Below are 23523 nucleotides of genomic sequence, written 5' to 3' on the forward strand. Positions count from 1 at the left end.
ACGGGCATTATGCCGAATGTGCATAGGCCAGTGTTTAACAGCATTGGCCCAAAATTCTCCACAAGCCTAGCATTTGCAGTGTTCCGGCACAGACCGGGTCCATATCGAGATGATTTCTATCATGTCCTCCGCTGCATCATTCCGCACAGAAAAAGACCTGCTTGGCGTACTCGAAGTACCGGCTCAAGCGTATTACGGCATCCAGACCCTGCGAGCGGTGAACAACTTCCGTCTCTCCGGCGTTCCGATTTCGCATTACCCGAAGCTGGTTGTCGGCCTCGCGATGGTCAAACAGGCCGCCGCTGACGCCAACCGCGAGTTGGGTCACCTGAGCGAAGCCAAGCACGCTGCCATCAGCGAAGCCTGTGCACGATTGATCCGCGGCGATTTCCACGAAGAGTTCGTGGTGGACATGATTCAAGGCGGCGCTGGCACATCGACCAACATGAATGCCAACGAAGTCATCGCCAATATCGCGCTGGAGGCCATGGGCCACCAGAAGGGCGAATACCAATACCTGCACCCGAACAACGACGTGAACATGGCGCAGTCGACCAACGACGCCTACCCGACCGCGATCCGCCTGGGTCTGCTGCTGGGTCACGACGCCCTGCTGGCCAGCCTCGACAGCTTGATCCAGTCGTTCGCCGCCAAGGGTGAAGAGTTCAGCCACGTCCTGAAGATGGGCCGTACCCAGCTGCAAGACGCCGTGCCGATGACCCTCGGCCAGGAATTCCGCGCCTTCGCCACCACTCTGGGCGAAGACCTGGCACGCCTGAAAACACTGGCACCAGAACTGCTGACCGAAGTGAACCTGGGCGGTACTGCAATCGGCACCGGCATCAACGCCGACCCGCGCTACCAGCACCTGGCCGTTCAGCGCCTGGCCCTGATCAGCGGTCAACCGCTGGTGCCAGCCGCCGACCTGATCGAAGCAACGTCCGACATGGGTGCCTTCGTGCTGTTCTCCGGCATGCTCAAGCGCACCGCGGTCAAGCTGTCGAAGATCTGCAACGACTTGCGCCTGCTGTCCAGTGGTCCGCGCACCGGCATCAACGAGATCAACCTGCCAGCGCGTCAGCCAGGCAGCTCGATCATGCCCGGCAAGGTCAACCCGGTGATTCCGGAAGCCGTGAACCAGGTGGCGTTCCAGATCATCGGCAACGACCTCGCACTGACCATCGCGGCCGAAGGCGGCCAGCTGCAACTGAACGTGATGGAGCCGCTGATCGCCTTCAAGATCTTCGACTCGATCCGTCTGCTGCAACGCGCCATGGACATGCTGCGTGAGCACTGCATCGTCGGCATCACCGCCAACGAAGCCCGCTGCCGTGAACTGGTCGAACACTCGATCGGCCTGGTCACCGCGCTGAACCCGTACATCGGCTATGAAAACGCCACCCGCATCGCCCGTATCGCCCTCGAAAGCGGCCGCGGTGTGCTGGAACTGGTGCGCGAAGAAGGCTTGCTCGACGAAGAAATGCTCGCCGACATCCTGCGCCCGGAAAACATGATTGCTCCACGTCTGGTTCCGCTGAAAGCCTGAACCGACGCGTTACTTGTAGCACCGCTCACCAGGTCGAGGGACTAGACACCTCTCACCTTTTGAGGGCTTGGGGATTTATTCCCCAGGCCCTTTTTTTTATCAGCAGCACTGCAAAACCTGTAGGAGCGAGCCTGCTCGCGAAGTTCGTTAACGATAACGCGATGAATCTGATGCCCCGTGGTGTCTTTGCGTTTTTCGCGAGCAGGCTCGCTCCTGCAAGAACCCGGCGCCGGTAACGCCGGGTGTTTCAAAGGCTTCGTTTCACCGAATGCACCACAACCGTGCAGACGGACGGCACTTTCATCCGTATAGTGCCGCCCCTCTTCGCGTGGGCGGTCGTCGGTAACGAGGCCCAAACCCATGTGAAACCCGAACTAATAACAAACCCGCCAGATGAAACCGGGACGAACATTCGCCTCGCCTGTTGTGCCGTGCGCACAGCGGTGTAACGCGATGTTTCCGACCCTGCCTACACAAAAAACAGCGAGGAATAATCCATGCTCGAAGTCATTAACGACTTCCTCTCAGGGAAAGTACTGATCGTGCTCATTGTCGGGCTCGGTAGCTACTTCACGATCCGCTCGCGTTTCGTTCAACTGCGTCACTTCTTCCACATGTTCGCGGTGTTCCGCGACAGCCTCAAAAGCAGCGCCGGGCAGCTCAGCTCGTTCCAGGCCCTGATGCTCAGCCTCGCCGGCCGTGTCGGCGCGGGCAACATCGCCGGTGTCGGCATCGCCGTGACCCTCGGCGGCCCCGGTGCGGTGTTCTGGATGTGGGTGACCGCGCTGGTCGGCATGTCCAGCAGCTTCTTCGAATGCTCCCTCGGCCAGCTCTACAAACGCGCCGACGCCGACGGCACGTACCGTGGCGGCCCGTCTTACTACATCCAGCACGGCCTGCAGAAACGCTGGCTGGGCATGATCATGGCGTTCCTGTTGCTGGTGACCTTCGGGTTCGCGTTCAACGGCCTGCAATCCCACGCCGTGACCCACTCGCTGAACAACGCCTTCGGCCTCGACACCACCTGGACCGGTCTGGCCCTGGCCGTGTTGCTGGGCCTGGTGTTCATCGGCGGGATCAAGCGCATCGCCAAGGTCGCCGACCTGCTGGTGCCGGTGAAAACCCTGGTGTACATCGGCGTGACCATCTACGTGATCGTGCTGCAATTCGACCACGTACCGGCGATGCTGATGACCATCGTCAAAAGCGCGTTCGGCCTGGATCAAGCTTTCGGCGGCCTGATCGGCAGCGCCATCGTGATGGGCGTGAAGCGTGGCGTGTTCGCCAACGAAGCCGGTTTGGGCAGCGCGCCGAACGTGGCGGCGGTCGCGGCGGTCGAGCACCCGGTGGCGCAAGGCGTGGTCCAGGCGTTCAGCGTGTTCCTCGACACCTTCGTGATCTGCACCTGCACCGCGTTGCTGATCCTGCTCTCGGGTTTCTACACCCCGGGTTTCGAAGGCGATGGCATTGCCCTGACCCAAAACTCCCTGGCCGCCGTGGTCGGTGACTGGGGCCGGATGTTCATCTCCGTGGCGCTGGCGTTGTTCGTGTTCACCTCGATCCTCTACAACTACTACCTGGGCGAGAGCAACCTGCGCTTCCTGATCGGTGAAAACCGCAAGGCGCTGATCGGCTATCGCGCGCTGGTTCTGGTGTTGATCTTTTGGGGTGCCATCGAAAACCTCGGCACGGTGTTCGCGTTTGCCGACATCACCATGACCCTGCTGGCGTTCGTCAACCTGATCGCGCTGTTCCTGCTGTTCAAGGTCGGCATGCGCATCTTGCGTGACTACGATGACCAGCGTGCTGCCGGGATCAAGACGCCGGTGTTCGATTCGAGCAAGTTCCCGGACCTGGACCTCGACCTGAACGCCTGGCCGGCCAATCCGCCAGCGGTCGCGCCAAAGGCTGAAGCCGAGCCGCAAGGCGTACCCGCAGCGCAACGCTGATCGGTTAAAGTGCGCAAAACCCCTGTAGGAGCGAGCCTGCTCGCGATAGCGGTCTATCAGCCAGCATTAGTGCCGCCTGACACGCCCTCATCGCCGGCAAGCCGGTCTCGCTCCTACAAGGGGGACGTCATTGCTCTCGGAGAGTCTCCATGAATTCCTCTACTTACCCTGCCGCCCAGCACGTCATGGTGCTCTACACCGGCGGCACCATCGGCATGCAAGCCAGCGCCAACGGCCTGGCCCCGGCCTCCGGTTTCGAAGCGCGGATGCGCGACTACCTGGACAGCCAGCCTGAACTCGTGGTGCCGCAGTGGCGTTTTCGCGAGATGTCGCCGCTGATCGACAGCGCCAACATGACCCCGACTTACTGGCAGCAACTGCGTGAAGCGGTGGTCGATGCCGTCGACGTGCAAGGCTGCGACAGTGTGCTGATCCTGCACGGCACCGACACCCTGGCCTACAGCGCCGCCGCCATGAGTTTCCAGTTGCTCGGCCTGCAAGCTCGCGTGTGCTTCACCGGCTCGATGCTGCCGGCCGGCGTGACCGACAGCGATGCCTGGGAAAACCTCGGCGGTGCGCTGGTTGCCTTGGGCCAGGGCCTGGCACCGGGTGTGCATCTGTACTTCCACGGCGAAATGCTGGACCCGACCCGCTGCGCGAAAGTGCGCAGCTTCGGACGCCACCCGTTCAAACGCCTGGAGCGTCAAGGCGGCGGAGCGAAGGCGACAGCACTGCCCGCGGCGCTGAACTACAACCAAAGCAAGCAACTGGCGAACGTCGCGGTGCTGCCGCTGTTTCCCGGCATCCGCGCCGGGGTTCTGGATGGCCTGCTCAATAGCGGCATTCAGGGCCTGGTGCTGGAGTGCTACGGCAGCGGTACCGGGCCGAGCGACAACCCGGAATTCCTCGCCAGTCTGGAGCAGGCGCGGGACACGGGAGTGGTCGTGGTAGCCGTGACGCAATGCCACGAGGGCGGTGTCGAGCTGGATGTCTACGAGGCGGGGAGTCGGCTGCGTGGTGCGGGCGTGCTTTCTGGCGGCGGCATGACCCGTGAGGCTGCATTCGGCAAGTTGCATGCGCTGTTGGGTGCCGGGCTGAATCCCGCCGAAGTGCGTCGCTTGGTCGAACTGGATGTGTGCGGCGAATTGAGCTGATTCTGCAAACATCGAGGTGGTAATTAATTACCACCTTCCCTGGCTGACAGCTCCCTAGCATGGAAAAACCCGAGGCGGGTCCTCGGGCAACCTCCATGACTTTGAAACGCAGGGATGCACATGAGCACAGCCGCCTCAACGACCAAGCCACAGACCCCTTCCCACCAGAACGTCATCGACGCACTGATCACTCAACTCAGTATCGGCCCCGACCTCACGGACGTCGCGGCGGTGTTGCTGCGCCAGTCTTTGCAACAACTGTATCCGACGCTGGATCTCGATCCGAGTATCACCATGGTCGGTACACCTTCATGGGGCATCTTCGACGATGAAATCGTCGCCGGCCCCATCCGCTACCAGGCGCTGACCGAAATCCTTGCCAATCTCACGGTGTATGAGGTGCCGGTCCTGTATATCGAGGGCGAACACTTCCTGACCCAGCAGCCGATTACCGAGCCGGCGGTTCATCTGCCGGTACGCATCGATGAAATCGCCAAAATGATCAATCTGCTTGCGCCCGTGATGCTCAAAGGCTTTCAGGAACAACAGGTGGAGTTCTGGAACAAGGCTGAAGGCACCTCCGGTCCCCGCTGGCACGAGCTCTCGAACACATTGCGCAATGTATGGAATGTCGATCAAGTCAAAGGGTGGAGTAACGATGACTGCAACATGGCACTTACCTTGTTCCGCACACCGGACCTGTCAACAAATGGAACTATCAATCCATATCAATGCAAGGCCTATCTGGTTGCTATCGACCTGACTGACGGGAAGGGAACAATCCATTGGAATGAGGCGTCGATGGTGGTTCTGGTTGGCAAACAGCAGGATAAAACCGTCATCCTCACTCATTCACTGCTCAAGGGATTTGAAAAATTCGACTCCCTGGAGAAGCTGGGCGCAACACTGCCCGAGCACGTGAAATCAATACCTCACCAGATAATTCAGTGGCGGCTAGTTGAGCCCGGCAGCAACGTATTCGACTATCAGGCTTGCGCATTGATATCGATCCAGATCGATGTCATCGGCGCTCTTGATTTCGTCGGCCTGAGGCACACCCGACCGAAAAAACCGCTCCTCACCCCTGAAGTAGGTGTTACCAGCACACCCGCAGGTCCTGGACTGGAGTGGTTTAAAGACGCATTGCCTGACTGGCTCGGTTCGGCTTCCATTCCGGACATGAATAACTATGCCCGACACTTGAAGGACTTGGCGGTACTGCACAGCCAGAACGCGGGAAAGACCTATCTGGAAGGCATCCCGCCTATCGAGCAGTACGCACTAGACGCCATGAAAGCCAAAATGGACAAAGACCATCCAGACGCCACAAAGCCGGAGCTGTCCGCCGTGGAAATCCGCGTTCGCAGCCTTGTCGTTTGGGGAACATTTGTCGTCCCGGGCAAGTTCGACATTTCCAGATTCAGTGCAGCCGATCTCGCCTTGCAGAACCTCATTGCACTCCCGTCCGGAGACAAGTCCATTCATGCCACCGACGGTAAACAACTACCCGCGTGGATGACCGTAGAGTATGTGGAAGAGCTCGTAAGCGAAGCGGATATCGGCAGTGCCTACCCGACATTGATCAAGAACAAGTTGCTTGATGACGCAACAGAGTCGGCTCGCCGAAAAGACTTGTACACCCAACATCTGCGAATCCAGTTACCGCTGCTGGCCTTGCAGTGCAAGATTCGCGAGCAGGCCGGGATCGACGCACGCGGGTACCGCTATGTCGTCGCGGTGATGGAGCCTGTGGTCGCCGATCGGGTCGTAGAAGGACAGACCATCGTTATTCGTCCATTGGCTTTCGCTCCGCTACGCCGAAAAGATGGCTCCAAGGATGTGGTTGCCAACATGTTCGTGATCGGTCCTCAGGATCCGGCTGCCGGCCCATGCCTGTTGTATCGCCCGATGCTCGACCAGCCGTTGACCCAATACCCCTCACCCTCCAACCTCCTGTATGCCATACAGCAGTCCGCCAGCCTGCGGGAGTCTGTTCTGGCATGGTTGCCGGACGACGCTCGCAGTGACTACGCCGCCTACGTATTCCCAGATTCTCTGCCATCGCCTTGGGCAGCTATCAGGTTTCTGGTCGACAGCACTGCGCTCACGACGATGACCGGGCCAATCGCCTTGGGACAAGACGCCCTGAAGGGCGATCTGTTCGCAGCCCTGTTCAAGGCCAACACGGATGCATTGGTTGAGCTCGCCAATCGCCAATCGGTATCGAACGCAGAAAACCGTTGGGCCAGTTTCAAACGGGCCGGCTGGATGGTGTTCAACGCTGTCTTGCCTTTTTTGGGGCGCACCGTGGGTATTGGCGCCTGGATCTGGCAAGTGTTGGACCAGCTGCAAGCGCTGCATGACGCGCATGAGCGAGAAGACAAACAGGCGCAATGGGCAGCTTTCGCCGACGTATTGCTGAATCTCGGTATGGCGATCACGCTGCATATCGCGACCCATGGTCCATCAGGCAAACCCCTGGCGAACGATGAGCCGATGAATGTACGACCCGAGGTACCCGAGACAGTGAAGGTCAGTGTCACGCAACTGGCCAGCAGCACCCTCCATGAGGCATCCAGCTTCCAGCGAGCCCTGAATATAAGTGGCGCGGTGAATAGAACTCCCGACAGTCTGGGAACGGTACTGGATCGCTTTAAAATTACCCCGCCGGAGGGGCTTGGCAGCGCTCATAGCAAGGAAGGAATCCATAAGCATCTCTACGGACTCAACCAGAAGTGGTATGCGCCCGTAGGACAGCGATGGTTCGAGGTCTCTGTGGATGACAGCGGCAACGTCGCAATCATTGACTCCAGCCAACCCACACGATGGGGTCCTGCCCTGATCAACAACGCGAAGGGCGAATGGTTTGTCGATACACGCCTGCGCCTGCGCGGTGGTGGATGGCCAAGTGTGTCCAGGTCGGCACAGGCTCAAGCAACCGTCAAAGCCAACGAAATGCGTACAAAACTGACTGCATTCGAGAGCCGCAAGGCGATCATGCAGGCGGAGTTGCAACAGGCACACCAGGCGATGACTGATGCCCCTACCGCGACGGCTGAGGCCAAGCGCCAACTGTACCTTCAGAAGCTGGAGTCTCAGCGAGCCGAGTACGCCGCAGCGCTCGGTGATCTCAAATCACTGCATGCCTTTTCGCCAACGGCGGATTATCAGCAAAAGTCGCTTGGCTACCTGAATGCTCAACTGGAACTGATCCATGCCGGCATCCGCGAAGCCCTCACCACCTTCACCCCCAAAATGCGAACTGTTCTGAACCAAATCGAGCGTCAGGCTGAAGCTCCCCAAGATCGGCACTTCGAAGATGCTCAGCAAATACGTGAAATGAGCCAGGACATGATCACCCGCCTGGGGAGCATCGAATCTCGGGTCGCCGAACTCAGAGACTTTGAAAAAGAAGGGATGCGCTTGATCCAGCAGACCCGACAACGCCTGCCCTCGTACACGGTCGATGATCTCAAGGCACTCCAGATAACAATCTCGCGCAATCTGTGCCTGCCCGAACATACCGTCGCTACAATGACAAACGCGTGGTCCACGCTGGACAGGATCGTCGATAGCGCCGACATGGCCGTTCAAGTCTTGCTAACCACCCTGGACGAACGCAGTGTCTATCGCCTCGAAGAACGAATCGACACCCTCAACAATCTGATCGAACAATTCAACGTCATCGACGAACGTTTGACGGATTTCAACAGTATGCACTCCGGGGTTGTCCTTGAAGCACCGGTCACGCACCTGCGCCAACAGCTCAATGGCTTCAAAAACCGCGCCGCGCGCAACCTGATTACCGTGCTCGAAGAGAGAGATGCAATACGCGCTCGCCCCTCCCTTCCCGTGCCACCGCCAAGGCCAAAAAACAAATTCATCCGGACACGTTACAACGGGGTGCTCATCGGCCAGGCACGCCTTACCCCGCAAGGGTTGGAAACTGATCTGGTCGACATCACTTCTCCGCTCACTCAAAAGGTCATCGCAACCTTCCATCGCAAAAACTCGGATCACTGGGTTAAACACGTAGAAGATGTCTCGACCGTAAACGTTACGCCGGATCTGGATGCCAGTATCGGCCAAGGCCAGACACTGCTCGATGAATTACCTGCGTTCAACGCGCGCATGGTCGAACAAACGAAACAACCAGGACGCTCCCCCTTCGGTATCGAATACCTGTTTCACCAGCACGCCATGGAGCTGGAACAGGCCAGTAGCGCAATCGAGCACGCGTTGACCGGCAAAAATGCCACAGAGAGCAGTTCGACCTCGGCCGTCGGAGTAAATAAAGCGCTTCAGGTCGCCGTAGAAAAGATCTACCAGCAAGCCACCAGCAGCATGCTGACGCTGATTAAAGACCAACCGCCGACCCTCTCAGGCATTGAGTGGCTAAAAAACAGACAAGAAATAAAAATTGCGAAAACCATTAATCGGCGTCGCCTGAAGGGGGGCAAGACTCGTTATCTGGATGAATACGCAATTCGTGATCAGAAAAGCGGGAAAGATCTCTGGTATGCACATTTTCTGTATTCGACTGACTGGGTGCCAGCCAAGGCCTTTCTCTATGGACGCTTGAAAACCCCGAAGGAGCAAAGCCTGGGACTTGACGCAGACAGCCCCAAAGGACTGCATGCTGCACAACAACTTGCCTACTACCGCAGCATGATTGGCTTCGAACAGGCTCAGACGTTGTTTTTCGAGCTAAAAAAACAGCCACTATGAACATGAGGCAACATCTGGCGCCTTTGCCACCGTAAGGGCGCTGATTCACGGCACGCTACTTGCTCGATCCCGATCAAACGATTGCGGATATCCCCATGCTCCATTCCCACCTCACCACCCTTAACGCCGTTTCTCTGGTGCTCAACACGTTCAAGGCCGAGGGCCTGTCGAGCGAAGCGCTACTGGCCGGCAGTGGCATCAGCGCGGCGGACCTGAGCCGGGCCGACACGCGCATCACCACCAACCAGGAAATGCAGGTGTGCGCCAACGCGGTAGCGCTCAAGCGTGACATCGGCCTGGAGCTGGGCCGGCGCATGCACGTTTCCTGCTACGGCATGCTCGGTTATGCGCTGCTCACCAGTGCCACCTTCGGTGACGCTTTGCGCTTGGCGATGCGCTATCCGGCGCTGTTGGGAACACTTTTCGAGCTGAGCCTGGAGGACGACGGCGAGCGCACCTGGTTCGTCGCTGCCGATTACCGGGAGAGCCCGGCGATGGCGGTGTTCAATGCCGAATTCTGCCTGGTGTCGTTGAAAATCATCTGCGACGACCTGCTCGGGCATCCGCTGCCGCTGCTCGCCGCACGCTTCGAACACGCCGCCCCCGATTATGAGGCGACCTACGCCGAACACTTCGACTGCCCGCTGCACTTCGGCGCGCGGGACAACGCTTTCGCCTTCGACAAACAGTGGCTCGACCAACCCTTGCCACTGGCGGACGTCATCACTCATCAGGCCATGGCCGAGCGCTGCCGCAAGCAGAACCTCGAGTTCACCGGGCGTCAGGCGTGGCTGGGGCGGATTCGCCAGTTGCTCAGCGCGCAACTCAACGCGGCACCGGGCCTCGAAGGGCTGGCCGAGCAGATGAATTGCTCGGCGCGGACCCTGCGCCGGCACCTCAAGGATCTGGGCTGCAGTTATCAGGAGCTGCTCGACGAACTGCGCTTCGAACAGGCCAAGCAAATGCTGTGCGAGGATCAGCTGCCGATCTACCGCATCGCCGAAGCGCTGGGCTTCAGCGAAACCGCGAGTTTCCGTCATGCGTTTGTGCGCTGGAGCGGCGTGGCGCCCAGCCAGTTCCGCCCATGACACCTCCTTTGTAGGAGCCGGCTTGCTGCGGGCGGCGTTCCGACGATCCAGTCGACGCGGTCTGTCTGACATACCGAGTTGCCTGGATCGCCAGCAAGCCGGCTCCTACAGGTCCGTGCCCTGCTTAGGGGCATTGCGGTGTCATAAAGGGGCGAATTTCGGTCAATTGTTTTGGCCATATAAATCCCCTTTTGGCCTTTCCTGCCGTTTTCCAAAACCCCGCGCGCCGCAAGACTGTGTTCAACCGAATCAGCCTGCGGAGAACAAGAAATGCTGACGATCTACTCGGATGATCACCACCTGCACCACGGCCGTTGTGAATTGATCGACGGGCAACTCAAGCCCTGCTTCGAAATGCCCTCGCGCGCCGACCATGTGCTGGCGCGGGTGCAAAACCAGAACCTCGGCCCGGTAGAAGGGCCGAAGGATTTCGGCCTCGACCCGATCGCGCGCATCCACAGCCGCGACTACCTCGACTTCTTCAAAGGCGCCTGGGCCCGTTGGACCGAATTCAACACCGACGGCGACTTGCTGCCCTACACCTGGCCAGCCCGCACCCTGCGCCGCATCAAACCCACCAGCCTGCACGGCGAACTGGGTTACTACAGCTTCGACGGCGGCGCCCCGATCACCGCCGGTACCTGGCAAGCGGCGTACAGCGCAGCCCAGGTGGCGCTCACCGCCCAGGCGGAAATTCAGCGCGGCGCGCGCAGTGCCTTCGCGTTGTGCCGTCCACCGGGACACCACGCCGCCAGCGACTTGATGGGTGGTTATTGCTACCTCAACAACGCCGCCATCGCCGCTCAGGCGTTCCTCGATCAGGGCCACAAAAAAGTCGCGATCCTCGACGTCGATTACCACCACGGCAACGGCACCCAGTCGATTTTCTACGCGCGCAACGACGTGCTGTTCACCTCGATCCACGGCCATCCGGAAGCCGAATTTCCGTTCTTCCTCGGTTACGACGACGAACCGGGCGAAGGCGCGGGTGAAGGCTTCAACTTCAACTATCCGCTGCCCGCCGGCAGTGGCTGGGATACCTGGAGCGCCGCCCTGGAACAAGCCTGCAAAGAGATCGAAAAATACGGCGCCGATATCGTTGTCGTTTCCCTCGGTGTCGATACGTTCAAGGACGATCCGATCTCCCAGTTCAAGCTCGACAGCCCGGACTACCTGGCGATGGGCGAACGCATCGCCCAACTCGGCCTGCCGACGCTGTTCGTGATGGAAGGCGGTTACGCGGTCGAAGAAATCGGCATCAACGCCGTGAACGTGCTTGAAGGTTTTGAAAGCGCTCAAGGGAAATAACAACAATGAACAGACTCAAGCGTTTTATCGTTCCGGCCCTGAGCGCAGTCGTGCTCAGCGGCGCGGCACACGCTGAAGAACGAACGTTGCGCGTCTACAACTGGTTCGACTACATCACCCCCAAAGCGCTGGAAGACTTCAAGGCGCAGAACACCCAGACCAAACTGGTCTACGACATTTTCGACACCAACGAAGCCCTGGAAGCCAAGCTGCTGACCGGCAACTCCGGTTACGACGTGGTGGTGCCGTCCAATGTGTTCCTCGCCAAGCAGATCGAAGCCGGGGTGTTCCAGCCGCTGGATCGCAGCAAGTTGCCGAACTGGAATCACCTCGATCCCAAGCTGATGAAGCTGATCGAAGCCAACGACCCGGGCAACAAGTTCGCCGTGCCGTACATGTACGGCACCATCCTGATCGGCTTCAACCCGGACAAGGTCAAGGCCGCGCTGGGCGCCGACGCGCCGGTGGACAGCTGGGACCTGATCTTCAAGGAAGAGAACATCAGCAAGCTCAAGCAGTGCGGCGTCGCCCTGCTCGACTCGCCGTCGGAGATCCTGCCGCTGGCCCTGCAACACCTCGGCCTGGACCCGAACAGCAAGAAGCCCGAGGACTACGCAAAGGCTGAAGCGCTGTTGATGAAGATCCGGCCGTACGTCACCTACTTCCACTCGTCCAAGTACATGGCTGACATCGCCAACGGCGACATCTGTGTCGCCATCGGTTACTCCGGCAGCTTCTCCCAGGCCGCCAACCGCGCCAAGGAAGCCAAGAACGGAGTGACCGTCGACATGCGCCTGCCGAAGGAAGGTGCGCCGATCTGGTTCGACATGCTCTCGATTCCGAAGGGCGCGAAGGACACAGAGGACGCCTACACCTTCATCAACTACCTGCTGCAACCGCAGGTGATCGCGCCGGTCAGCGACTTCGTCGGCTACCCGAACCCGAACAAGGACGCCACGGCGCTGGTCGATCCGGCGATCCGCAACAACCCGAACCTGTACCCGACCGAAGCGGCGATGGCCACGCTCTATACCCTGCAACCATTGCCGCGCGATGCCGAGCGTGCGCGGACCCGGGCGTGGACCAAGATCAAATCCGGGACCTGATTCTGCCGCTGTTCGCACGCCACTGTAGGAGCGAGCTTGCTCGAGATGGACTCGAGAGCGACGCGTTTATTCAGAAAACACGCGTTATCGTTAACGTCCATCGCGAGCAAGCTCGCTCCTACAGTGAGGCATTACCCCGATCGCGGGTGCTTTTCGCCCGCGATATCTATGTACCACCGAACACACCGGACCGCCCTCTACCTTGCCTCTACCCGGCGCACACCCGAGCGCCTCAACGGTTAGAGAAGGAAACGGCTCATGTCCGAAAGCTCCACACCCAGCGCTGTCGATGTACTGACCCAGCTGGTAACCGGCCCGTCACTTACAGACGCGGCTTCGAAAGCATTGCGCCTTGCGCTGAAAAAACTGTACCCGAACCTGGAAATCGACCCGCAACTGACCATGGTGGTGACGCCCAACTGGGCGATCAAAGACGATCAAGTCATTCCCGATTTCCCTCAGGTCGAATCGCTCACCGATATCCTGGTGCGCGTCGGTTTGTCCGGCACCACCGTCACCCTCATCGAGGGCGAGCACTTTCTGACTTTGCAACCGGCCATCGAGCCGGCGACCCAACTGCCCGTCAAGATCGACGCCATCGCACTCCTGATCAACGAACTCGCACCGCTGATGTTCGTGGCGTATCAGGAACAACAGATCGATTACTGGAGCGGCCCCACCCGCGCCGGAGACCCACGCTGGTATCAGCTGTCGGACTCATTACGCGGCCTGTGGAACGTCGATCAGAGCCTGGGCTGGGACGCGGATCAGCAGGCAATGGCCAGGGCCGTCTACACCAAGCCCGACAAGCAACAGCGCCACCCTACGGACAAGTACAAAACCCGCGCCTGTCTCATCGACATCGATCAGCTGGACGGCGCTGTGCGTACGCACCTCAATGTGCTCGACATCGCCGTACTGATTGGCTCACTGGGCGACCGGACGCTGATCTTGACGCACTCGGTCACCCACGGTTTCCAGCGTTTCGATTCGCTCGATGCGCTGGGCGAAGCATTGGCGCAAGCACGCCTTACCCGCACGCCTGGCAGCAGCCTGAACTGGCGACTGCTCGAACCGGAAGGCAACTTCTTCGATCATCAAGCCTGCACACTGATTGCCCTGGAAGCGGATGCCATCGGTGCGATCAATTTTTTCCAGGGCTCGGCCAAGGCCGACCTCTACCCTCACCTCGGAACGGCCGGTCAGAGCGAAGAGCCACCCGCGCGACTGAAGCCCCATTTCGATCGAATGCAACCTTTGCTGCCGCCTTGGCTGGACTCGGCCTCCCCCACTGACCAGTCCAGTTACAGTCGACACCTGATGGACCTGACGGTCGTGCAGCACCAAAACGCCGGTAAAACCTTCCAGGACGATATCCTCGACATCCATGCATTTACCCTGGATGCGCTGGCGAAACAGATGCGCAAGGAGCACCCACAAGCGAGCACTGTGAAGCTCGACAGGATCGAGATCAGCATCACCAGCCTGGTGGTCTGGGGCACCTTCGTTTTACCGGGCCAGACCGACACCCTGACGTTATCGCTCACCGAGCTGGCCCTGCAAAACCTGGCCGGTTTGCCGAGCGGCATCAAGACCGTGCGCTACACGGACGATTCCCCCGTACCCGCCTGGATGACCGCGGACTACCTGGAAAAACTGGTGACCACGGTCGACATTGGTGCTACCTATCCCGCGATGCTCAAAGACCGTTTGCTTGATGACCCGACAAAAGCGCGTGAGCTCAAGCGGCTCTACACCGCGCAGCTGTCGGTGGAACTGCCGCTGCTGGCCTTGCAATACAAAATCCGCGGTCAAAGAGGGCTTGATGACCAGGGCTATCGCTACGTGGTCGCCGCGTTCGGCGCCGGCACGTCGGATCGGCAGGTGGACGGGCAAGAAATCGTCATCCGTCCATTGGCCTTCATCCCCCCGTATCGTACGGATACCACGCCTGATCAAGTCGCCAACATGTTTGTCATCGGGCCGCGCCAGGCAGATAAAGGCCCGTGCGTGTTGTACCGCCCCTTACTCAATCCGCCGCTGCTGCAATACCCGTCGGAAAGTAACCTGCTGTACGCGATCCAGCACTCCAGGTCACTCAGGGAATCGGTACTGGCCTGGTTGCCGGACAAAGCACGTTTCAACTACAGCCAGTACGTCTTTCCTACACAGTTTCCGTCGATCTGGATCGTGCCGCAGTTGCTGGTTGACCCGGCCATCGCACTCGATATGCGCGGACCTGTTTCATTGTCTGCCAGCGCCATTGAGAAGGACGTACCGGACACACTGTTTGACGCGACCGTTCAAGCCATGATTACCCAGGCGGATCGCCAGTCGGTATCTAACACAGAGGCGCGCTGGGCGACGCTCAAACACGGTGGCTGGCTGATGTTCAACGCGGCGCTGCCGTTCCTGGGACGCACTGTCGGCGCAGCCGCGTGGATCTGGCAGATGATGGACGATTTGCAGGCGCTCAGCGATTCAGGGAATGAGGCGCCCGCCAAGCTCGATTGGTCGGCGCTGACCGACCTGTTGATGGCGCTGGGCATGGTGCTCGCTCACCGCGCGGCGACTCGCGTACCCACGCGGCGCACTTCATCGGCACCACTGGAAACGGTTGACTCGCTCCTGGAAAAAATTCCGGAGAAGGTTGTTCCCGAAACGATCAAAGTCGTGCGCTTGCCGGACATTTCAAGCAGTGAACTTCCAGCCTCCCACGAAACATCGCTCAACGCGATCAACGCCTTGAATCGCTCGCGCCCAGGCATGGCATCGGTACTGGACAGTCTGAAAATCCCCAAGCCCGAAGCCTTGGGCAAACCGGCGACCGAGGGCGCTCATCAGCACCTCTATGCCCATGAAAACAAGTGGTACGCGCCTGTGGGTGAGCGCTGGTTCGAGGTAGAGATCAATGCGGGCGAGCAGGTACAAATCATCGATTCACGCCAGCAACCTTCGCGCATAGGACCGCTATTGATCCGCACCGCCGGCGGCCAATGGGTCATTGATCTTCGATTGCGCCTGCGCGGTGGCGGGCTAAGCAGTCGACGCAAGAAAATGCAGCAGGAAAACCGCGCAAAACTGAGCGAAAAGAGGGCCGCGCTCACCGCGTTCGATGATAAACAGAACGACATGCAACAGCAGCGCGCAGCGTCCCGCAAACTCATGCTCGACGCGCTCCCGGAGAACGCAGTCACTGCGCGTAAACAGTTCCTGGACACGCTCGATGAACAATTCAAAGAATATGAAGAACACATTCAGCAACTCAAGGCCCTGAACATCCTGGAGCCCATCCCCAATTACCGCACGGCGATGATCGATCGCTTGTCGCTGCAACTGTTTCTGAGGCAGTCGTGGCTCGATGTTTCTTCGGCGGAATTTGGTAGCAGCCTGCGCGCAACCATGGCGTTGCTCGACGAAGAAACCCCGACCCCCGCCGCAGAGCGGATCCCGGCCTTCGAAAAAATGACCGATCTGACCCAAGGCATCATCGAGAAGGTCGAGTCCGCCCAGTCACGCTTCAAAGAACTTGGTTTGCTGGGCAAGGAAGCCGTGGAGGTCAGCCAGTACTACAGGAAAAAGCTTCCCGCCTACTCGATGCATGATCTCAAACTGCTGCAAATCACCTTGGCGCATGAACTGTGCCTCAAGGCCGGCCCGGCAGAAGCGCTGGCAGAACCGCGGCGAACCCTCGAAACCCTGGTCAACGACGCGGCGCTGAACGTCCAGAGCGCTCAGACGCTGAGCACTGACGAAAGCCTGATCAATCTCGACGAGCGGATTGAGACGATGAGCAATCTGGCGGAGCAGTTTGCGGTGATTGACCAACGCTTTTTCGACTTCGTCGATGAGTACCCTGATCAGCTCGTCTCGGAGCGTCTTGATCAGGTACGCGCTCGCGTCACTGAGTTCAGCCAGGACACGGTTGACCAACTGGCGAATCTGCTTCGAGAGCGACGACTTCTCGAACCCGCCCCCGGCCCCGCCAAGCCGGCGGCGCCGCTGCCCAAAAAGGTCATCAAGACCCGGTACAAGGGCACACTGATAGGCGAACCGCGCAAGGATGCCAAAGGTCAACACACTGATCTGGTCGATATAAAAGCGCCGCTGACGGGAAAGGTCATTGCCACGTTTCATGAAAAAACTCCGGGGGTATGGCTCGTTCGGGACACGCCGAAAGCGCCACCGATCGAGGTAAAACCTGACCTGACCAAAAGCGTTGAATCCGGTCAGGGTTTGCTCAACGGTCTGGGCGCTTTCCAGCGGCGCATCGACGCTCACGTCAAGCGGGCGCAGCGCATTCCGGTGGAGATCGAAGAGATTTACCGACAGCAGGGCGCTCGCCTGCGCGATGCCGGGGAGGCCATTGATCAAGCCTTGATCGCGCGCAATCTCACCGATGATCCCGAGACAGGGGCCGGGACTTTGAGCAAAAACCTCGACACCGCCGCTACCGCAATCTATGCAAAAGGTCACGAGATTCGCGTACAGATGATCAAGCAACAGCCGCCGACGGCGGCCCGGGTCGAATGGCTCAAAAGCAAAAAAGAAGTCGAGATTCTGAAAAAGGGCACACGACGCCGGCTCAAAGGTCCTTCCAGGGATTATCTGGACGAGTACGAAGTGATCGACCACACAACCCGCAAGGTGCTGTGGTATGCCCACTTCCACTACGCCGATGCCAGCGCCGCCGTTGAAACATTCATCGCGGCACATTTGAAAACCACGACGCAAAGGTTGTTAGGCGGGGCGTTCGATGTGCGCGGCAACAGCGACCAAGAGCTCATTGCCATTTATCGCAGCGAGATCAGTCGTGCCCTGGCCAGCAGCGTGTTCTTTTCATAGCGCAACGTTCAAACCCGCCACACCTGCCGCAAACGTGCCAGGGCCGACTCGATCGCCGGCTCCGGCACCGCGGCAAAACCCAGCACCAGGCCGGCGCGCTGGTCGATTGGCGTGGTGGAGTCACGCAACCAGTAACTGCTCAGGCCATTGACTTCGACACCTACGCTGTCTGCCTGCTCGATCAGCTGTTGTTCGCGGGCCACGCTGTCCACCGCCACCGTCATGTGCAGCCCGGCGGAAACGGCAGGCAGGTTGCCCACGCCGGGGATAACCGTGGGCCAACCGCTCAGCAAGCAATTGCGACGACTCAGGGCGGCACGACGCATGCGGCGGATATGGCGCTGAAAGTGTCCGGCGGCGATGAATTCGGCCATCACCACTTGAGTGCTGACTTCAGAATGCCGGACATCCACCGCTCGACGCTGGGAGAAGGCCTGCACCAGTGCCGGCGGCAAGACCAGATAACCCAGGCGCAACGCCGGGAAAGCGACTTTGCCAAAGGTCCCGACGTACAGAACCCGTCCCTGCCGATCAAGCGCCGCCAGCGGTGCCAATGGCGCGCCGCTGTAACGGTACTCGCCATCGTAGTCATCCTCGACGATCCAGCCCTGGGTGCGCTCGGCCCAGGCGAGTAATTCCAGGCGTCGCGCCAGGCTCATGACCACCCCGGTCGGGTACTGATGGGACGGCGTGACATACGCGAGACGGCAATCGCTGAGCGCAGCCAGTTCTGAGCAGTCGATGCCCTCACTGTCCACCGTGACGCCGTGCAAGCGGGCACCCGCGACGGCGAACGCATGACCCGCCGCCCGATACCCCGGATTCTCGATCGCCACCCCGTCGCCCGGCTCCACCAGCAGCTGTGCACAAAGGCTGATTCCCTGTTGCGCGCCGCTGGTGATCACTATTTGTTCAGCGCTGCATTGCATGCCCCGCGAACTGCGCAAATAAGCCGCGATCAGCCCGCGCAAGCGCAGGTCGCCCGCCGGATCGCCGTAACACAGCTGCTGCAAATCCGGTTTGCGCCAGAAAGCCGCGTTCAGCTTGGCCCACACCTCGAAAGGAAACAGATCGAACGCCGGAACACCGACACGAAAAGCACGCGGAGGCCCCACCGGAGGAGTCGCCAAATGGTTCTTCTCGACCCGCTCCAAAGCACCGCTGTGGATAACTTTACTGGATGGAAGCACAGGTAAATCCAGCCAATTTGTGGATAAGGCTGTGGGTAACCCTGTTGACAAGCCTGTGGATATTTTTGTGGATAGTTTTTTTGCTGCTGGCGTGGTTTTCGGCAATTGCGCGACATAGGTCCCGTCGCCGACCCGCCCTTCGATAAAGCCTTCGGCATAGAGCTGATCGTAGGCCCGCACCACACTGTTGCGGGAAATCGCCAGTGCCGCCGCCAGATCGCGACTGGCCGGCAATCGCGTGCCGCCGGCCAATCGACCGTCGAGCACCCTCAGGCGCAACGCCTGATAGAGCTGGCGACTCAGGCCTTGACGGCGATCAAGTTCGATACCCGCCGGGTTGAACGACAAGGAAAGCGGCGCATCCGTCATGACAATGGACCTATGAAATTGGTCGGTAATGGCTCTTACAACAGACCAATAGCCTGCCTACGATGCAGGCATTCGCCAAGGAATATTTCGTCATGTACACGCCCCGCGCCTTTGCCATCGATGAGTTGTCCCAACTGCACGAACTGATCCTCGCCACCCGCCTCGCCATTTTGGTGACCCACGGCGAACACGGTTTGCAAGCCAGCCATGTGCCCGTGCTGCTCCATCGTGAACAGGGCCAGAACGGCACGCTGTACGGGCATCTGGCCAAGGCCAATCCGCAGTGGAAAGACCTGCGCGACGGCGCCGAAGCCTTGCTGATTTTTTCCGGTGCCGATGCCTACGTCAGCCCGGGCTTTTACCCGAGCAAGGCCGAGCACGGCAAAGTCGTCCCGACCTGGAACTACGTCGCCGTACACGCCTATGGTCGCGCCGAAACCTTCAGCGATGGCGGACGGCTGCTCGACATCGTCAGCACGCTGACGGATCGCCATGAGAGTGGCCGCGCCCAGCCGTGGACAGTGACTGATGCACCCACCGACTACATCGACGGCATGCTCAAGGCCATCGTCGGGTTTGCCGTGCCGATCGAGCGCCTGGAAGGCAAACGCAAACTCAGCCAGAACCGCAGCGCCGCAGACATCGCCGGTGTGCGCGAGGGGCTTGCCGCCAGCCCAGATGCGCAGGACCAGGCCCTCGCCCACTTGATGCGTTAAGGAATAAACATGAGCCCGATTGAAATCCGCCAGGTCACTGCCGACGATTACTCCGCATGGTTGCCGTTGTGGCACGCCTACCTGCGCTTCTACAAAACCGAATTGCCCGAGGCGGTGACGGACAGCACCTGGCAGCGCATGCTCGATGCCAACGAGCCAACCCACGCCGCTCTGGCCTGGGCCGATGGCAAAGCCGTGGGCATGGTGCATTTCATCTACCATCGCTCGAACTGGGCCATCGAAAATTCCTGCTACCTGCAAGACCTGCTGGTGGCGCCTGAAACCCGCGGCACCGGCGTCGGCCGCCAACTGATCGAATTCGTCTACGCCATGGCCAAGGCCGACGGTTGCAACAAGGTCCACTGGCTGACCCACGAAACCAACGCCACGGCGATCCAGCTCTACGAGCGCATCGCCGAACGCCCCGGTTTCATCCAGTTTCGCAAAGCTATCTAAGGTTCAAGGAGAACGACATGACCACTTCACTCGCAGACTGGAAAGGCGTCCCGGCGCCCACGGTTCAAACCCTCGAAGGGCGTTTCATCCGCCTGGAAAAACTCGACCCGGCACGTCATGGCGACGACCTGTTCAACGCCCTGCAAGGCCCCGGCGCCGACCCGAAACTCTGGGACTACCTGCCTTACGGTCCTTTCCCGGAGCGCAGCGCTTTCAATGACTGGCTGAACAACCACGCGGCCAACAGCGACCCGTATTTCTTCAGCGTGATCGACCGCGCCAGCGGCGAGGTGCAAGGCATCCTCAGCCTGATGTCGATCGTCCCGTCCCAGGGCCGCATCGAAATCGGCCACGTGACGTTTGGCGCGCCGATGCAGCGCTCGCCGAAAAGCACCGAAGCCGTGTATCTGCTGGCGAAAGAGTCGTTCGCGCTGGGCTATCGGCGTCTGGAATGGAAGTGCAACAACGGCAACGCCCGCTCCAAGTACGCGGCCGAGCGCCTGGGCTTCAGTTTTGAAGGCGTGTTCCGCCAGCACATGGTGGTGAAGGGACAGAACCGGGATACCGCGTGGTATTCGATTCTGGATTCGGAATGGCCGGTGGTTGGGGCGGGTTTTGAGCGGTGGCTGGCTGATGAGAATCAGTCGGGGTCGGGGCAGGTGAAGACGCTGGCGGAGTGCCGCGGGTAATCAGCGGCGTCGATACGGACGCCATCGCTGGCAAGCCAGCTCCTACGGGGTTTTGTAATCGACCCGATCCTATGTGGGAGCGAGCCTGCTCGCGAATGGCTTCACCCCGATTCTTGCGTAGACAAGGCTTGGGGGTTGTGTGAAATGTCCTCTCTTCAAGATGCGCTGTAGGGAAAAGCATCACTGCCACATCGGCAAAAATCATGACTGTCCCGCCACCAGCCTTTTTTCCACAAAACCATCCGACGCTACCCGCGCTGTGCAGCGGACCCGGCTGACATCCACGAAATCAGCCGCCTTTTAGAGTTTGGCCTCCTGTCAAAAGAGGCCACATTCGATGCCCGTTCAACACACATACCGACCCAAACATCTTGCCCTGGCGATAGCGATTACGGTCGGCTGCGCAGAGATTTCACTTGCTGAAACGCCTGCCGAGCCGCTTGCAGCAACAGACGAGTTGATTACCCGACTCGACGCTTTCATCAGCCGCGCAGACATCCAGCGAACGCCCATCAATAAAGCAACCGATTGGACCGCTTTGAAGCTGGACGAGCGCGATGATTTGGTCTCGGTGGCTAATAAAGGGGTCTCGAAAAAGTTAGCGGATGGCGGTGACGGCATGAACGTCTTACAGCTCAACGCTGCCAACGGAGGCTCCCTCGCCGATACCCGGAATTTCCGCATGCTGGAGGTTAAACAAGGTCGTTGGACAGCCAGTGGTGCCGGTGATTTTAACGATGGTGCGGTCGTACGCCCAGGCGCAGCGCTGATCAACAACGGTTCGATTGACGGCCATGTCTTTGTGGATGAAGGGGGCGTTTTCAGTGGAAAGGGAACGGTCGGTTCCCTGAACGTGCATGGGCAGCTTGTCGTCGATCGTTCGGTGGGAGCGCCAAGGGTAACGGGTGATTTGAGACTTTCCAGCACTGGCGTTCTGGCCTATGAGGCCAACGCCGATGGCCGTGGAGAAACGATAAAGGTCGATGGCGTTGCCAGCCTTGGCGATGCGACCCTGAAAATCGTCGCGGCCGGTGATTTTCCGCAGACCCGGCAATACACCCTTATCGAAGCGGGTAGTGTTGAGGGTCGTTTCGGCGCCATCGAAAATAGTCTCGCGTTCATGACACCTGAGTTGAGTTACGACGACCCGCAAGCCGTCAGCCTGACCTACACGCGGAACGAGGTGCCTCTGGACGACTTGGCAACCACTGAAAGCGCCAAGAATCTCGCCGCCAGTATTCAGGAGCCAGCGGCAAACCCGATCGATCCAATACCAGCCATCACACCCAATACCGCCGTCTCCGCCCTGCTCGGCTCTGACCGGGAAACCGCAACCTACGCCCTCGAAATTCTCGCCGGCGACAGCAACGGCAGCCTGGGTAAGGCGACTTTGAACAGCGACGCGCCGATGAGCGCCAGCCTGCTCTCGGCCATGCGCCAACTCGATTACACCGGCATTTCAAACAGTCAGTACGGCGCACCTCGTCTCGCGGCCGGCAGTGATGCCACGGGCAGAGTCTGGCTGCAGGCACTTGGGCACAGCGGAAAACTGAGTCGCGACTTTGATCCCTTGCAAACATCCACCCAAGGTCTGCTGTTGGGCGCCGACTGGCAAATCGATGAGCAATGGCGTCTGGGCGTGATGAGCGGCCAGTCACGTACGCGTCAGAAAAGCCGCGAACTCGACGGTAATCTGGACAGTTGGCACTTGGGCGCATACGCCCTGCGCCAGAATGGCCCGATGTCGTTGCGCCTGGGCGCCACGCACAACGCTCACGACGGAAGCAGCGCGCGCCGCGTGGAGTTTTCTGGGTTCAAGGATCGCCCCAAGGGCAATTACGACGCCAGTACCCAACAGGCCTTTGCCGAAGTCGGCTACAACCTTGGCCGCGCCAACACCAGCATCGAGCCGTTTGCCAGTGTTGGATACCAACGCTATCAGCGCGACAGTTTCACGGAAAAAGGGGGCGATGCATCCCTGAAGGTCCACGCTCAATCCGAGGAAAACTTCAGCAGCACCTTCGGCGTGCGCCTGGCGAAACTCAATGCGCTGGATAACGGAATGCGACTGACACCCCGGTTCAGCGCGGGCTGGAAACACACCTACGGCAAGGTCTACACCGAAACCCGGCAACGCCTGGTCACCGGCGGCAACGACTACAGCGTTTACAGTGCTCCGATGGATCGGGACAAACTGATGGTTGATGCGGGTGCGGACCTCAGGGTTTCCGCACGGAACACGCTGGGCCTGGGACTGACAGGGGAAGTGGGCAGCGATAGCCGCAGCCATGGCGTTATGGGCCAGTGGCAAATGACGTTCTGACCCACCACCGTACCTGTAGGAGTGAGCCTGCTCGCGATGCGGTGTATTAATCACCA

13 protein-coding genes are annotated in these 23523 nt (G+C 59.7%); 12 read left to right on the forward strand and 1 reads right to left on the reverse strand.

Annotation, left to right across the window (positions count from 1 at the left end; all coding sequences use genetic code 11):
* The first annotated feature begins 121 nt into the window (after positions 1 to 121).
* The 8 genes from aspA (at position 122) to ACF6ZU_RS12430 (ending at position 17724) form a co-directional block, all read left to right on the forward strand.
* The gene (aspA, locus tag ACF6ZU_RS12395; protein ID WP_392892762.1) at positions 122 to 1546 is read left to right on the forward strand and encodes an aspartate ammonia-lyase; all 1425 of its coding nucleotides are present in this window, start codon (positions 122 to 124) and stop codon (positions 1544 to 1546) included.
* Positions 1547 to 2043: 497 nt separating this feature from the next.
* Positions 2044 to 3495, forward strand: coding sequence for an alanine/glycine:cation symporter family protein (locus ACF6ZU_RS12400; RefSeq protein ID WP_392892764.1), 1452 nt, complete (start codon positions 2044 to 2046; stop codon positions 3493 to 3495).
* 149 nt (positions 3496 to 3644) lie between these two features.
* A complete protein-coding gene (locus ACF6ZU_RS12405; RefSeq protein WP_392892766.1) occupies positions 3645 to 4649 on the forward strand; it encodes an asparaginase in 1005 nt (334 codons plus the stop codon).
* 120 nt (positions 4650 to 4769) lie between these two features.
* Positions 4770 to 9377, forward strand: a complete 4608-nt coding sequence (locus tag ACF6ZU_RS12410; RefSeq protein WP_392892768.1) for a dermonecrotic toxin domain-containing protein — start codon at positions 4770 to 4772, stop codon at positions 9375 to 9377.
* A gap of 95 nt (positions 9378 to 9472) precedes the next feature.
* Positions 9473 to 10465: an AraC family transcriptional regulator gene (locus ACF6ZU_RS12415; RefSeq protein WP_392892770.1), complete on the forward strand. Its 993-nt coding sequence runs from the start codon at positions 9473 to 9475 to the stop codon at positions 10463 to 10465.
* Between the two features lie 270 nt (positions 10466 to 10735).
* Positions 10736 to 11773, forward strand: a complete 1038-nt coding sequence (locus ACF6ZU_RS12420) for a histone deacetylase family protein (RefSeq protein ID WP_392892771.1) — start codon at positions 10736 to 10738, stop codon at positions 11771 to 11773.
* 5 nt (positions 11774 to 11778) lie between these two features.
* Positions 11779 to 12879, forward strand: a complete 1101-nt coding sequence (locus tag ACF6ZU_RS12425) for a polyamine ABC transporter substrate-binding protein (RefSeq protein ID WP_392892773.1) — start codon at positions 11779 to 11781, stop codon at positions 12877 to 12879.
* A gap of 258 nt (positions 12880 to 13137) precedes the next feature.
* Positions 13138 to 17724: a dermonecrotic toxin domain-containing protein gene (locus ACF6ZU_RS12430; RefSeq protein ID WP_392892775.1), complete on the forward strand. Its 4587-nt coding sequence runs from the start codon at positions 13138 to 13140 to the stop codon at positions 17722 to 17724.
* 8 nt (positions 17725 to 17732) lie between these two features.
* On the opposite strand, the gene ACF6ZU_RS12435 is transcribed toward ACF6ZU_RS12430, so the two are convergent.
* The gene (locus ACF6ZU_RS12435) at positions 17733 to 19283 is read right to left on the reverse strand and encodes a PLP-dependent aminotransferase family protein (RefSeq protein ID WP_392892776.1); all 1551 of its coding nucleotides are present in this window, start codon (positions 19281 to 19283) and stop codon (positions 17733 to 17735) included.
* A gap of 92 nt (positions 19284 to 19375) precedes the next feature.
* Here ACF6ZU_RS12435 and ACF6ZU_RS12440 point away from each other — a divergent pair, with 92 nt between their 5' ends.
* The 4 genes from ACF6ZU_RS12440 to ACF6ZU_RS12455 all read left to right on the forward strand — a co-directional run bounded on the left by ACF6ZU_RS12440 (position 19376) and on the right by ACF6ZU_RS12455 (position 23467).
* Entirely contained in the window at positions 19376 to 19999 is a 624-nt protein-coding gene (locus tag ACF6ZU_RS12440; RefSeq protein WP_392892778.1) for an FMN-binding negative transcriptional regulator, read from the forward strand.
* 9 nt (positions 20000 to 20008) lie between these two features.
* On the forward strand, positions 20009 to 20455 hold the full coding sequence (locus tag ACF6ZU_RS12445) for a GNAT family N-acetyltransferase (RefSeq protein WP_392892780.1): 447 nt from the start codon (positions 20009 to 20011) through the stop codon (positions 20453 to 20455).
* A 17-nt stretch (positions 20456 to 20472) separates the two neighbouring features.
* Positions 20473 to 21144: a GNAT family N-acetyltransferase gene (locus tag ACF6ZU_RS12450; protein WP_392892782.1), complete on the forward strand. Its 672-nt coding sequence runs from the start codon at positions 20473 to 20475 to the stop codon at positions 21142 to 21144.
* Positions 21145 to 21481: 337 nt separating this feature from the next.
* Positions 21482 to 23467, forward strand: a complete 1986-nt coding sequence (locus ACF6ZU_RS12455) for an autotransporter domain-containing protein (RefSeq protein ID WP_392892784.1) — start codon at positions 21482 to 21484, stop codon at positions 23465 to 23467.
* Positions 23468 to 23523: the final 56 nt, after the last annotated feature.

This window comes from Pseudomonas migulae (assembly GCF_043225285.1).
GTDB classification, from domain to species: domain Bacteria; phylum Pseudomonadota; class Gammaproteobacteria; order Pseudomonadales; family Pseudomonadaceae; genus Aquipseudomonas; species Aquipseudomonas migulae_C.